The following is a 13,479-nucleotide window of genomic DNA, read 5'->3' on the forward strand; positions in this document are numbered from 1 at the left end:
CGCGCGCTCGCCTCCCGCTGCGCCGCCGCGGGCCTGAGCGTCCTCGCGATCGATCCGAAACCGGACGCGCCGTGGCGCCAGACGCTCTCCCTGTGGGCCGACCAGCTCCCCCCGTGGCTCTCGGTGGCGTCGTGCGGTGTCGACGTCCTGGCACACTCCGTCCACGCGCCGGTGCACTACTCCCCCGACCGGGCCGTGGTGGACCGGGCCTACAGCGTGCTCGACAACGACGCCCTGCGCGAGGCACTGCCTCTCGGAGCCGGCGTGACCGTCGAGACCACGGCCGTCGACGATGCCGCGTTGCCTGCCTTGACCGCCCGGGCGCACCGCGTGGTGGATTGCCGCGGCGCCGGTGGCTCCGCCAACCGAGGGCCCCTCCAGACCGCCTACGGGATCGTCCTGGACGCGGAGGACGCCGCCCCCGCCCTCGCTGGTGATCCGGCGCTGTTCATGGACTGGCGGACGGACCACGACGACGACGAACTCGGCCCGAGCTTCCTGTACGCGATACCCCTGGGTGCCGGCAGGGTCCTGGTGGAGGAGACGTGTCTGGCGGGGCTGCCCGCACCGGATCCCGTCGACCTGGAGGCCCGGCTGCGGTCGAGGCTCCTGCGACGCGGGGTCGCGCGGTCGGCCATCGATGCGCCGCTCGAGGTGGAGCGGGTGCGGATCCCGCTCCTGCCCCGAGGTGGTGGGTCCGGAGCCCCCCGGATCGAGGCCTTCGGCACCGCCGGGGGACACGGCCACGCGGCGACGGGGTATTCGGTGGCCTCGATGCTGGCGGCGGTCCCCGGCGCGGTGCACGCCCTCGGCACCGGATTCCCGATCCCGGCGCCCCGGTCCCCCGCGAGCACCGCGCTGCACAGGATCGGGCTCCGCGTTCTCCTGCGCGCCGACGCCCGGACCCTGAGGCAACTGTTCGGCGCGTTCGGCCGGATCGACGCTCGTCGCCAGCGGTGGTTCCTCGACGGCGCGAGCCCCTCGTACCAGCTGGCGCTGGCGATGTGGGACATGTGGGTGATCATGCCCGCACGGGACAAGGTGGGGATGATCGCCGCCGTCGTCCGGCGGCGCCCCCGTCCCGCCGTCGGTGCTCGATCGGGCTAACCCGAGTCTCGGCGCCGCGGCCCCGCATCACCCGGCGACGGGGAGAATCCGTCGAAGGTGAGGGCGAGTGCCTTGGGACTCCGGGTCAGGCGGAACATCGAGGCCAGCGCGATCACGGCCCACGCCACACCGATCAGTTCGAAGGTCTCCTCGACGTACATGATCGCCACATACAGGTCGGACATCCCCTGGTCGCGTTCCACGATCCCTGAGATTGACTCGATGACCAGCGCTCCGAGGAGGAACACCACCGCGGAGCCGATCAGCCCGACCGTCACCCGGGTTCGGAGGGCGAGGACCAGGCGGATGAGGAGCGCGGCGACCACCAGCGCGATGGCGGTCCCGGGGATGACCCAGCTGTAGTGGAGATCCCCCGGCACCGCCGGCGCCAGGCGGTCACCGAAATAGAAGAGTCGCTCGTGGAGCTGCGCCGCCTCGTCGGCCGAGGCGATGACGGCCACGGTGGAGAACAGCCACCACGACGCCCGGAACCGATCAGAGGTGAGGGCTGCCAGCGCGGCCAGGGCGGCGACGAGCAGCCACATCGTGGCCGCGAACCAGACCGCGATGTTCCCCTCGCCCCCGATGTCGAACGCGCTCCACAGCAGGTTCCACCCGTGATCCCGCTCGTAGCTCCCGGTGGATCGGACCACGACGTACAGGATCCCGGACAGCGGCGCCAGGAGAACCGAGGGCAGCAGCAGCCACCTGGCCGCCCGGGACAGGCGATAGTAGGCTACCCCCGGGTCTCGATCGTGGTCCGGTGGCGCTCCGGTCGGTATGTCATCCGCGGGTGGGGCCATGCGGCCAGGGTAAACACCCGGAGAACCGCCAGCGACCCCGGGAGGTCGCTGGCGGTCCTCCCGCAGGCGGCTAGACCGTGAAGCCGATCGCCCGGAGCTGTTCCCGGCCGTCGTCCGTGATCATCTGAGGACCCCACGGCGGCATCCACACCCAGTTGAGCTCGAGGTCGTTGGCCAGGTCGGAACCCACCACCGCGCTTCGGGCCTGGTCCTCGATCACGTCGGTCAGCGGGCAGGCCGCGGAGGTCAGCGTCATGTCCACGCGCGCGATGGTGGACCCTTCGGTCTCCCCCGGGCGGACCCAGATGTCGTAGACCAGCCCGAGGTCCACCACGTTGATCCCGAGCTCGGGATCAACCACGTCGCGCATGGCCTCCTCGAGGTCGGCGACCAACGCGAGGTCCTCCTCCGACTGCTCGGGGCGATTGGGGTCGGGGCGGAATTCGCCGTTGTAGACGGTGCCCGCCGCGGTCGCGTTCTCCTCCGCCGACGTCGCGTCGTCGACCGACGGGTCGTTGGCCGGGGTCATCTGCTCGGTCATGTCATTCACTCCTGATGCTGTTCGGTCTGTCGGCCGAGAGCGTCCCTGTATGCCATCCAGCCCAGCAGCGCGCACTTGACGCGCGCCGGGTATCGGGACACCCCGGACAGGGCGACGGCGTCGTCGAGGATCTCCTCGTCGCCCTCGTGCTTCCCGCGGGACGAGATCATCTCGTGGAAGGCGTCGTAGGCCTCGAGGGACTCCGACACCGTGCGGCCGACGATGAGGTCGGCCATCATCGAGGTGGACGCCTGGCTGATCGAGCACCCCTGCGCGTCGTAGGACACGTCCTCGATCGTCGACCGGTCGTCGGAGAGTTGCAACCTCAGCGTCAGCTCGTCGCCGCAGGTCGGGTTGACGTGATGCACCTCGGCCCCGAAGGGCTCCCGCAACCCGCTGTGGTGCGGGTGTCGGTAGTGGTCCAGGATGACTTCCTGGTACATCTGTTCGAGCTTCACGACCGCGCACCTCCCACTCCGAAGAATTGCTGGGCCCGGCGCAGCGACCGGGCGAGCACCTCGACCTCGTCGAGGGTGTTGTACAGCGCGAACGAGGCCCGGACCGTGGACTGCACGCCCAGTCGGCGGTGCAGCGGCCACGCACAATGATGTCCCACCCGTACCGCGACACCGTCGTCGTCCAGGACCTGGCTCACGTCGTGGGCGTGGACGCCGTCGACCACGAAGGAGACGGCACCGCCCCGCGCGACCATGTCACGGGGACCGACGATCCGGATGCCGGGGATCTGGCCGAGGGCCTCGAGGGTGGCCGCGGTGAGCGACTCCTCGTGACGGGCGACCGTCTCCATCCCCACGCTTTCGAGGTAGCGCACGGCGGCGGCGAGGCCCACGGCCTGCGACACCATCGGCACACCGGCCTCGAACCTCTGGGGCGGGTCGGCGTAGGTCGACTTCTCCATGGTCACGGTGGAGATCATCGATCCGCCCGTGAGCACCGGCGGCATGGCCCGGAGCAGCTCCCGACGTCCGTAGAGCACGCCGATGCCGGTGGGACCGAGCATCTTGTGTCCGGAGAACGCGGCGAAGTCCACCCCGAGTCCGTGGAAGTCCACGGCCATGTGCGGGACGGACTGGCACGCGTCCAACACGACGAGCGCGCCCACCGCCTTCGCGGCCTCGACGACGCGCGCCACGTCGGTCACCGCGCCGGTGACGTTGGACTGATGGGTCAGCGCGACGACCTTGACCGCGTCGGTCAACCGGAGAGAATCGAGATCGATCCGTCCGTCGTCGGTCACGCCGTACCACTTCAGCGTGGCACCGGTGCGGCGGCACAACTCCTGCCACGGCACCAGGTTGGCGTGGTGCTCGAGCTCGCTGATCACGACCTCGTCACCCGGGCCCACGGAGTACGGACCGAATCGGTCGTCCCCGAGCGCGAAGGCGACGAGGTTGAGCGCCTCGGTGGCGTTCTTGGTGAACACGAGCTCGTCCACATCGGCCCCGACGAACCCGGCGATCGCGGCACGCGCGTCCTCGTAGGCGTCGGTGGCCTCCTCGGCCAGTTGGTGTGCGCCCCGGTGGACGGCCGCGTTGGAGCTCAGGAGGAAGTCCCGCTCCGCGTCGAGTACCGGGATCGGGCGCTGCGAGGTCGCCCCGGAATCCAGGTAGACCAGGGGCTTTCCGTCACGGACCGTCCGCTGCAGGATCGGGAAATCCGAGCGGACGGCCGTGATGTCGAGGGTCGAGGTCATGTTCTCCCAGCTGTCCGATCAGGCGTTCGCGGGCGTGAGGTACTTCTCGTACCCCTCGGCCTCGAGCTCGTCCGCCAACTCCGCCCCACCGGAGGCGGCGATCCGGCCGTCCACGAAGACGTGGACGCGGTCGGGCGTGATGTACCGAAGGATGCGGGTGTAGTGCGTGATGAGGAGGATTCCGCCGTTCTCCTCCGACCGGTAGCGGTTCACGCCGTCCGACACCACGCGCAGCGCGTCCACGTCGAGACCGGAGTCGGTCTCGTCGAGCACGGCGATCTTGGGCTTGAGCAGATCCAGCTGGAGGATCTCGTGGCGCTTCTTCTCGCCGCCGGAGAAGCCCTCGTTGACGCTGCGCTCGGAGAAGGCCGGATCGAAGTCGAGGTCGGACATGGCCTCCTTGACCTCCTTGACCCAGTGCCGCAACTTGGGTGCCTCGCCCCGGACCGCGGTGGCCGCGGTGCGCAGGAAGTTGGCGGTCGAGACCCCGGGGATCTCGGTCGGGTACTGCATGGCCAGGAACAGGCCGGCGCGGGCGCGCTCGTCGACCTCCATCGACAGGACGTCCTCGCCGTCGAGCGTGACGGTCCCGCCGGTGACCTCGTACTTGGGGTGGCCGGCGATGACGTAGGCGAGGGTCGACTTGCCGGAGCCGTTGGGGCCCATGATGGCGTGGGTCATCCCCGACTCGATGGTCAGGTCGACGCCCTTGAGGATGTCGACGGTCTCGGCCGAGTCGGCCGTTGCCGCGACGCGGGCGGTCAGGCCCTTGATCTCGAGAATGGTCATTGGTGTGCTCGCAATCTTTGTGAAGTCTTCGGGGGTGGTCTCTCGGGGGTCTGGGATCAGATCCCGGAGGACTGCAGTTCCAGCTCGACGGCCTCGGCGATCCGCTCACGTACCTCCGGCACGCCGATGCGGTTGATCACCTCTCCGAAGAAGCCACGGACGACCAGGCGCCGGGCGACGTCCTCGGCGATACCCCTGGACATGAGGTAGAACAGGTGCTCCTCGTCGAATCGTCCCACCGCGCTGGCGTGGCCGGCGCCGGCGATCTCACCGGTCTCGATCTCGAGGTTCGGCACCGAATCCGCGCGGGCCCCGTCGGTGAGGACGAGGTTGCGGTTCATCTCGTAGGTGTCGGTCCCCTCGGCGGCGGCGCGGATGAGGACCTCGCCGATCCACACGGTGTGGGCGTCGGGCAGGTTCGACGACGCATCGCCCTGCAGAGCGCCCTTGTAGAGGACCCGCGAGGTGCAGTGGGGTACAGAGTGGTCGACGAGCAACCGGTGTTCGATGTGCTGGCCGTCGTCCGCGTAGTACAGACCGTTGATGTTCACCGTGCCCCCGGGGGCCGTGAACGTCGCCAGTGGTGCGATCCGGACGAGTTCGCCACCGAAGGTCACCGCGGTGTAGGTGAGGGTCGAGTCGCGACCGACCTGCAGGTGGTGATTGGCCATGTGCAGCGCGTCGTCATCCCAGTCCTGGATGAGCACCACTTCGAGGTGGGCCGAGTCGCCGACGATGAACTCGACGTTCTCGGCGACCGTCCCCCCGCCGCGCTGGTCCACCACGAAGGTGGCGTTGGCGAACGGCTCCAGGCGGATCTGGGCGTGGCCGTAGGCCAGTTCGCCCTCCCCCGGTCCGTCGATCGTCACGTACACGGGGTCGGCCAGGACGGTCTCCTTGGCCACGGTCAGCACGGTCGCGGTGTCGACGGAGCTGAAGGCCTGCGCCGCGACGCGGTCCCGGGGTGCCCCGGCCTCGCCGATCCGCTTGTCGTCGGTCCCGACGCTCTCGACGGTCAGTCCGTCACGCTCGGCGACGGAGACGAGCAGGTTCCCGGTGGCCGTGACGCGCGATCCGTCGTGGATGCCGCGCAGCCGCTTGAGCGGGGTGAAGCGCCAGATCTCGTCCTTGTGGCTCGGGACCTCGAACGCGCCGACGTCGAAGGAGGAGAACTGGTCGCCCTTGGTGGCGGTGACGGGGACGCCGTAGCGATCCGTCACCGGGGTGGGGCCGGTTCCGGTGGTGGGTGAAGTGGTGTCGGTCATGGCGGTCAGCCCACCGATCCTTCCATCTGGAGTTCGATCAGGCGGTTGAGCTCGAGGGCGTACTCCATGGGGAGCTCCTTGGCGATCGGCTCGACGAATCCGCGCACGATCATGGCCATCGCCTCGTCCTCGGCCAGTCCGCGGCTCATGAGGTAGAACAACTGGTCCTGGCTCACCTTGGAGACGGTGGCCTCGTGCCCCAGGGTCACGTCGTTCTCGCGGATGTCGATGTAGGGGTACGTGTCGGACCGGCTGATGTTGTCCACCAGCAGCGCGTCGCACTCGACGTTCGACTTGGATCCCTTCGCACCGGCGTTGATCTGGATCAACCCGCGGTACGCGGAGCGACCGCCGCCTCGCGCCACCGACTTGGAGACGATGTTCGAGGAGGTGTTGGGCGCCAGGTGCAGCATCTTCGAGCCGGTGTCCTGGTGCTGACCCTCCCCCGCGAACGCCACGGAGAGGACCTCGCCCTTGGCGTGCTCGCCGGTGAGCCAGACCGCCGGGTACTTCATGGTCACCTTGGAGCCGATGTTGCCGTCGATCCACTCCATGGTGGCGCCCTCCTCGGCCCGGGCGCGCTTGGTGACGAGGTTGTAGACGTTGTTCGACCAGTTCTGGATGGTCGTGTAGCGGCAGCGGCCGCCCTTCTTGACGACGATCTCGACCACGGCCGAGTGCAGCGAGTCCGACTTGTAGATCGGCGCGGTGCACCCCTCGACGTAGTGCACGTAGGCACCCTCGTCGACGATGATGAGCGTGCGCTCGAACTGGCCCATGTTCTCGGTGTTGATGCGGAAGTAGGCCTGCAGCGGGATGTCCACCTGGACACCCGGCGGGACGTAGATGAACGAGCCGCCCGACCACACGGCGGTGTTGAGGGCGGAGAACTTGTTGTCACCGGCCGGGATCACGGAACCGAAGTACTCCTCGAAGTACTCCGGGTGCTCCTTGAGTGCGGTGTCGGTGTCCATGAAGATGACACCCTGGCTCTCGAGGTCCTCGCGGATCTGGTGGTAGACCACCTCGGACTCGTACTGGGCCGCGACGCCGGCGACCAGACGCTGCTTCTCCGCCTCCGGGATGCCGAGCTTGTCGTACGTGTTCTTGATCTCCTCCGGCAGGTCCTCCCACGAGGTGGCCTGCTTCTCGGTGGACCGCACGAAGTACTTGATGTTGTCGAAGTCGATCCCCGACAGGTCCGAACCCCATCCGGGCATGGGCTTCTTGTAGAACGTCGCCAGCGCCTTGAGTCGCTTGGCGAGCATCCACTCGGACTCGCTCTTCTTGGTGGAGATGTCACGCACCACGGCCTCCGAGAGGCCGCGCTGGGCTGTGGCACCGGCGGAGTCGGAATCGTGCCAACCGTAGTTGTACTGACCGATCGAGGCGATCCGCTCCTCATCGGTGGTCGGCTCGTGCACGGTGACGTCGGCCGTCACCTGATCTGGGGTGATGGTCATCGCACAGTCCTTTCGGGGGTCGGAACCGACGCGTCTGCGCCGGCCGCTGCGGGGATGGTCGCCGCCAGGTCACCGGCGGTCACCATCCCCGTGGGGATGTTCGTGGTGCAGGCGCAGTCTCCGCCGGCGATGGTGGCGAGGCGCTGGACGTGGGTGCCCACGATCTCGGCCACCACCTCCTGCTCGGCCTCGCAGAGTTCCGGGAACTGGGACGCGACGTTCCACACCGGACAGTGGTGCTGGCAGATCTGGAGGCCTGATCCGGCGTCCTCGATCGACGCGGCATATCCCGACTCCGAGAGGGCGACGGCGATGTCCGTCGCCGCACGCTCGACGTCCTGCGGTCCCTCGGCGGGCCGGACGTGTCCGATGACCGAGCGGACGCGCTGGCGGGCGAAGTCCGCGACGGCGGCGGTGCCGCCGACGCGTCGCAGGGCGGACAGGGCCTCCACCGCCAGGTGGTCGTACCCGTGCTGCGCGGACCTGCGGCCCGTCGCGGTGACCTGGAACGCCTTGGCCGGCCGACCGCGGGTGCCGGCCGGGCGGGTCCGGGTGGCCTCGACCTCGCCGGATTCGACCAACTGGTCCAGATGTCGGCGGACACCGGCAGCGGTCAGCCCGAGCTCTCGTCCGATCTCTACGGCGGTCAGCGCTCCTCGTTCCAGCAGGAGTTCACGGACGGCCGAGCGGGTGTCGGGCCGCGTGCTGCTCTCGTACGCGTGCTGCACGCTCATCTGCCACTCCCTTCCGGCTATGCTCGGTGCGCCCCGTGCGGGACGCACCACCTCATATTACGCAACACTTCCGTGACGGAAATATTCCCACCCCCCGCGAGTCCGGCGGTGCCGTCGAAATGTGATCTGCGACACCCACTGTGGAGAGAGGCCGAAATCAGTGGCACCCAGGTTCCCGGTACGCGGTGCGGGGTCCGTCACTGCCCGACTCCATACCGAGGAGCGGTTCACCGGGGCCCCACCGTCTGCTGAACTGGCCCGACTCCGCCGGATCCGCAGGATCGGCACCACCGCGGCCGTCGCGATGGCGGTGGGTGCCCTGGGCGCCGGCGCCCTGCCGGTCCTGCAGAACCCCGTCGCGGGCGAGCGGTTGTTCGGCTTGTGGCTCAGGGTGCAGCAGTCCTCCATGACCGTGGTCATGACCGGGATGGTGGTGGTGACTCTCTGCTGGCTGTTGCTCGCCCCGTACGTCCTCGGCCGGGATCGCCGGGGACGGCTGAGCGGCCGCATCGACAGGGCCACACTCGACCGCATCATCGCGTCGTGGGCGATTCCGCTCGCGCTGGCCCCGCCCATGTTCAGCAAGGACGTCTACAGCTATCTGGCCCAGGGCGCGATCGGCAACACCCTCGACGACCCGTACGCGCTGGGTCCCGTGTCGGCGCTGGGCACCTCCCACGCCTTGACTGTCAACGTCCCGGACATCTGGCGGGACACGCCGAACCAGTACGGCCCCCTGTTCCTCGGCGTGCAGAAGGTGATCCACACGCTCACGGGGGACGACGTGGTGGCCGGCACGATCCTGCACCGGGTGGTCGCCATCATCGGGATCCTCATGCTGGGCTGGGCTGTCCCACGCTTGGCGGAGTACTGCGGGGTGTCGGACGTGGCGGCGCTCTGGCTGGCGGTGGCCAACCCGCTCGTGCTGTTCCACCTGGTGTCCGGGATCCATTCCGAGTCGCTCATGATGGGGCTGCTTGCCGTCGGGCTCGTGCTGGCCCTCCGCGCGGTGGACTCCCCGGAGTCCGGCCGTCGGACCACGGTTCTCTTCGTCGTGGGGACCGTCCTGGTCACCGGGTCGGCGCTGGTGAAACTGCCCACGGTCGTCGCCCTGGGTTTCGTCGGGATGGCGCTCGCCCGTCGTTGGGGTGGCGGCTATCTCGCCACCGTGCGGGCGGCTCTGGTGATGCTGGTCATCAGCGGTGCCACCACCGGCCTGGCCATGCTCGCGACCTCCTCCGGTCTCGGGTGGATCACGAAGCTCGGGGCGGCCACGTCTCTGCGCAGCTGGCTCTCGCCACCCACGGCCCTGGGGGTGATCGTCGGCGGGATCGGACAGTACCTCGGCCTGGGCGACCACACCGCCCAGATCCTGGTGATGGTGCAGACCGCGGCGCTCGTGATCGCCGGCGTGTTCACCGTGAGGATGCTGTTCGCGGTCTCCGCCGGGCGGATCGACCCGGTCGGCGGCCTCGGGGTGTCGATGGCGGCCATCGTCCTGTGCTTCCCCGTCGTCCAGCCCTGGTACGTCCTGTGGGCCCTGATCCCGCTCGCGGCGTGGGCCTCGCGGATGGAGTTCCGGATCCCCGTCGTGGCGGTCAGCGCCGTGCTCGCCTGCTTCACACTCCCGCCGGGAGCGGGCCTGCCGCCGTTCGTCACCGTCCAGGCGTGGGTGGCCACCGGCGTGGCCGTGACGTTGCTGCTGATCGCGATGTTCCGCTGGCCGGGGCTGTTGCGCTTCCGGTAGTCGACGCGGCCTAGAATGCTCCCGTGACCTCACGCACCGACTCCCCCGCGCTCCACGTCGAGGGACTCGTCAAGAGGTTCGGGGAGACCACGGCCGTGGCCGGGCTGGACCTCCGGCTGGAGCGCGGTGAGGTGATGGCGCTCCTCGGCCCCAACGGCGCCGGCAAGACCACCACGGTCGAGGTCTGCGAGGGATTCCTCCGACCTGACGGCGGATCCCTGCGGGTGCTGGGGCTCGACCCGGTGTCCGACCGTCAGCGGGTCCGCAGCCGGATCGGCATGATGCTGCAGGGCGGCGGGGCGTATCCCGCGGCGCGTGTCGGGGAGATGGTCCGTCTGGTCGCCTCCTACTACTCAGACCCCCTCGACCCGGACTGGCTCCTCGCCGAACTCGGCCTCAGCGACCACGTCTCCACCCCCTACCGGCGTCTGTCCGGCGGCCAGCAGCAGCGACTCTCGCTCGCCATCGCGGTCATCGGCCGACCCGAGCTGGTGTTCCTCGACGAGCCCACCGCAGGACTCGACGCCCAGTCCCGGCGGGCCGTGTGGGACCTGGTCCGGGCGATGCGTCGCGACGGAACCGCCGTACTGTTGACGACGCACCTCATGGACGAGGCCGCCGCCCTGGCCGACGAGGTCGTGATCATCGACCACGGCCGCCGTGTGGCCGCCGGCTCGCCGGCCGAGCTCGCCCGGGCGGGGACGTCCGAAGGCGTGACCCTGGTCGTCGACGGTGAGGCCTCCCCGGGTCTCCTGAGTGAGGCGATCGGTCCGGACCACACGGTGACCACGGGGTCCGCGGCGGGGGTCCTGGAGGTCCACGGCCCGGTCTCCCCCGAACTCATGACCACCCTCTGTGCCGCGCTCGAGAAGGCCGACGTCCAGCTCACCTCCCTGGCCACCCGCGCCAGGAGCCTCGAAGAGGTATTCCTCGACCTGACCGGACGGGACCTGCGATGACCGACACCCAGACCGGCGCCAACCGCTTCGCGCCGGGCACGTTCGCCCGCCCGTCCGCACCCGCCCCCCTCCTCCGTATGGCCGCGTCGCAGACCCGGATGGAGCTGACACTGTTCCTGCGCAACGGTGAGCAGCTCCTGGTCGCCCTGGTGATCCCCGTGGCCGTGTTGTTCGCGCTCACCGCGATCGAGTTCGGTTCGATCCCACAACCGAGGATCGACTACGCGATCACGGCGGTGTTGACCCTCTCCGTCATGGGTACCGCGTTCACCGGACAGGCCATCGCCGTCGGCTTCGACCGTCGTTACGGCGCGCTGAAGAGACTCGGCGGGACCCCGCTCCCACCGGCCGTCATCATCGGCGGCAAGATCCTCGCCACGCTGATCCTGGTGGCCGGCCAGGTTGTCCTGCTCGGTGCGATCGCGGCCGGGCTCGGCTGGCGCCCCGGAGCGGCCGGCCTGGCGGTGGGCGCGGTGATGATCGCGTTCGGATCGGTCGCGTTCTCCTCGATGGGGCTCCTCCTCGGGGGGACCCTGCGGGCCGAGGTCGTGCTGGCACTGGCCAACCTCATCTGGTTCGTCCTCATCGGCGCGGCCGGGCTGGCGATCGGTGTGGCGACCCTGCCCGGTTGGCTGCACGACCTCCTCGTCGTCGTCCCGTCGTACGCGCTGACCAGCGCACTGGTCACGGCGATCGACGGAGGGTTCCCCGCCGTGGCGGCCCTGGTCCTGGCCGGGTGGACCGCGGTCTGCGCCGGACTGGCCGTGCGGCACTTCTCCTTCACCTGATCGCGGAGCCGTCTGCGCGCCCGCCTAGAATCGGGGGCGTGACCTCGACTTCGCACGCCCCGAACCCCGGCAGCCATGCCACGAGCGAACCCCCCGGACCGGCGGGACCGCTGTCCCGTCTGCCGATGCCGTCGATCCGGCTGCAGAAGGGCCTCGCGCTGGCCAACGTCTTCGCCCAGATCGGCATCATGACCACCGGGGTCACCGTCCGGGTGACCGCCTCGGGGTTGGGCTGCGACACCTGGCCACGGTGCAACCAGGACAGTTTCGTCCCCGTCGCCGGCGCCGAACCCGCGCTGCACCAGGCGATCGAGTTCGGCAACCGACTCCTGACCTTCGTGCTGGTCGCGATCGCGGCAGCCCTGCTGCTCGCGATCCATCGTGCCGGCCGTCGCCGCGGGCTCAAGCTGCTCGCGTGGGCGATGCCCGCGGGGATCCTCGCGCAGGCGGTGATCGGGGGCATCACGGTCCTGGCCGGCCTGGTGTGGTGGACCGTCGCGCTCCATCTGCTCCCGTCCATGATCCTGGCCTGGCTCGCGGCCGTCCTGTTCGTCCGGATCGGGGAGGCCGACGACGCCCCCGCCCGCCGTGTCCTGCCCCCGCCGTTGTCCTGGCTCATCGTCCTGTCCGCGGTGCTCCTGGCCGGTGTGCTGGTGACCGGCACCATGGTCACCGGGGCCGGGCCCCACGCCGGTGACGCCCGCATCGAGGCCGCCGACCGCCTCCAGATGCCGATCCAGTGGCTGGTCCACTTCCATGCCGAACTGATGGTCGGGTACGTCTGCCTGCTCATCGGGCTGGCGTTCGGTCTTCTCGCGTTGCGCGCCCAGGGACCGGCCATCCGGCGCTGCCTGATCCTCATCGCGCTGATCGCGGCACAGGCCGTCGTGGGGATCACCCAGTACCAGCTGGGGGTGCCCGAGGTGCTGGTGGTCCTGCACGTGACGCTGGCGGGGGCCATCACCGCCGTGACCGGCGCACTCTGGGCCTCGGCGGTCATCAGGGACCGGGCGGACGGGAGTCCGCGGCCCGCGTAGTCCGGCCGGCGGCAGGGCCCGCCTGACGCGAATGCGGAACGGCCCCGCCGTGGCGGGGCCGTTCTCGTCCTACCGGGGTCTCAGAGCAGGGATCCGGAGCCGGCCATGCGCTTCCAGTGGCCCGCGGGCACATCGGCATGGGAGACCAGTTCACGGGTCCAGTCCGAACCGGTGAGCCCGGGAACCGAATCGCGCACGGCCTCGGCCTCGGCGAGGGTGTCGACCATGTAGTCGTCCATGACCCCGTCGGCGCCCACGAACGTCAGACGGATCCCCGTCCGACCGGTGGGCTGCAGGACGAGATCGGCTGCGCCGCCATGGCGGGCGAGGAACTTCTTGACGAACTTCACGGCGCCCGGGGGCGGTGTCGGGCCCGCCGGAACGCGCTCGACCTTGATGGGATCGATCTTCTCCGACGGCGCCTTCTCTGCCGCCTGCTTCTCGACCGACTTGTCCTCGGCGGCCGGCTCGTCCGCCGGAGGAGTCGCGGCGGGCTGGGACGCGGCAGGGGCGTCGGCGGGCCGGGAGGCGG

The 13,479-nt window shown here is 69.8% G+C and carries 14 protein-coding genes; 5 read left to right on the plus strand and 9 right to left on the minus strand.

Annotation, left to right across the window (positions count from 1 at the left end; all coding sequences use genetic code 11):
• A partial coding sequence (locus G6020_RS12605) for a lycopene cyclase family protein (protein WP_182610858.1) occupies positions 1-1,107 on the plus strand: 1,107 nt, incomplete at its 5' end.
• Here the strand turns inward: G6020_RS12605 and G6020_RS12610 are convergent.
• The 8 genes from G6020_RS12610 to G6020_RS12645 form a co-directional block, all read right to left on the minus strand.
• Positions 1,104-1,910: a hypothetical protein gene (locus G6020_RS12610; RefSeq protein WP_241731306.1), complete on the minus strand. Its 807-nt coding sequence runs from the start codon at positions 1,908-1,910 to the stop codon at positions 1,104-1,106. The two genes, G6020_RS12605 and G6020_RS12610, sit on opposite strands and share 4 nt — an antisense overlap.
• Before the next feature lie 70 nt (positions 1,911-1,980).
• Positions 1,981-2,451, minus strand: coding sequence for a metal-sulfur cluster assembly factor (locus tag G6020_RS12615; RefSeq protein WP_179525310.1), 471 nt, complete (start codon positions 2,449-2,451; stop codon positions 1,981-1,983).
• Between the two features lie 5 nt (positions 2,452-2,456).
• Positions 2,457-2,909, minus strand: a complete 453-nt coding sequence (gene sufU, locus G6020_RS12620) for a Fe-S cluster assembly sulfur transfer protein SufU (protein ID WP_179525311.1) — start codon at positions 2,907-2,909, stop codon at positions 2,457-2,459.
• Positions 2,906-4,165, minus strand: a complete 1,260-nt coding sequence (locus G6020_RS12625) for a cysteine desulfurase (RefSeq protein WP_179525312.1) — start codon at positions 4,163-4,165, stop codon at positions 2,906-2,908. Before G6020_RS12625 ends, sufU begins: the two co-directional genes overlap by 4 nt.
• An 18-nt stretch (positions 4,166-4,183) precedes the next feature.
• Positions 4,184-4,954, minus strand: coding sequence for a Fe-S cluster assembly ATPase SufC (gene sufC, locus G6020_RS12630; protein WP_179525313.1), 771 nt, complete (start codon positions 4,952-4,954; stop codon positions 4,184-4,186).
• Between the two features lie 56 nt (positions 4,955-5,010).
• The gene (gene sufD / locus G6020_RS12635; protein ID WP_182610859.1) at positions 5,011-6,219 is read right to left on the minus strand and encodes a Fe-S cluster assembly protein SufD; all 1,209 of its coding nucleotides are present in this window, start codon (positions 6,217-6,219) and stop codon (positions 5,011-5,013) included.
• 5 nt (positions 6,220-6,224) lie between these two features.
• Positions 6,225-7,682, minus strand: a complete 1,458-nt coding sequence (gene sufB, locus G6020_RS12640) for a Fe-S cluster assembly protein SufB (protein WP_179525315.1) — start codon at positions 7,680-7,682, stop codon at positions 6,225-6,227.
• Positions 7,679-8,416 (minus strand): HTH domain-containing protein, encoded by a 738-nt coding sequence (locus G6020_RS12645; protein ID WP_182610860.1) that lies wholly within the window; start codon positions 8,414-8,416, stop codon positions 7,679-7,681. Before G6020_RS12645 ends, sufB begins: the two co-directional genes overlap by 4 nt.
• A gap of 160 nt (positions 8,417-8,576) precedes the next feature.
• Between G6020_RS12645 and mptB the strand changes: the two genes are divergently transcribed.
• From mptB to G6020_RS12665, 4 genes are read left to right on the plus strand one after another with little or no spacing between them, the layout of a single operon-like run.
• Positions 8,577-10,163: a polyprenol phosphomannose-dependent alpha 1,6 mannosyltransferase MptB gene (gene mptB, locus G6020_RS12650; RefSeq protein WP_182610861.1), complete on the plus strand. Its 1,587-nt coding sequence runs from the start codon at positions 8,577-8,579 to the stop codon at positions 10,161-10,163.
• 23 nt (positions 10,164-10,186) lie between these two features.
• Positions 10,187-11,122, plus strand: a complete 936-nt coding sequence (locus G6020_RS12655; protein WP_182610862.1) for an ATP-binding cassette domain-containing protein — start codon at positions 10,187-10,189, stop codon at positions 11,120-11,122.
• Positions 11,119-11,910, plus strand: coding sequence for an ABC transporter permease (locus G6020_RS12660; protein WP_182610863.1), 792 nt, complete (start codon positions 11,119-11,121; stop codon positions 11,908-11,910). The genes G6020_RS12655 and G6020_RS12660 overlap by 4 nt, the downstream gene beginning before the upstream one ends.
• 38 nt (positions 11,911-11,948) lie before the next feature.
• Positions 11,949-12,947 carry a COX15/CtaA family protein gene (locus tag G6020_RS12665; protein WP_182610864.1) on the plus strand — a complete coding sequence of 333 codons (999 nt, stop codon included), beginning with the start codon at positions 11,949-11,951 and terminating at the stop codon, positions 12,945-12,947.
• An 80-nt stretch (positions 12,948-13,027) separates the two neighbouring features.
• Here the strand turns inward: G6020_RS12665 and G6020_RS12670 are convergent.
• Positions 13,028-13,479 (minus strand): hypothetical protein (locus G6020_RS12670; protein ID WP_194306131.1); only part of this gene is annotated, 452 nt, incomplete at its 5' end.

The organism is Dietzia sp. B19, assembly GCF_014145155.1.
GTDB lineage: Bacteria > Actinomycetota > Actinomycetes > Mycobacteriales > Mycobacteriaceae > Dietzia > Dietzia natronolimnaea.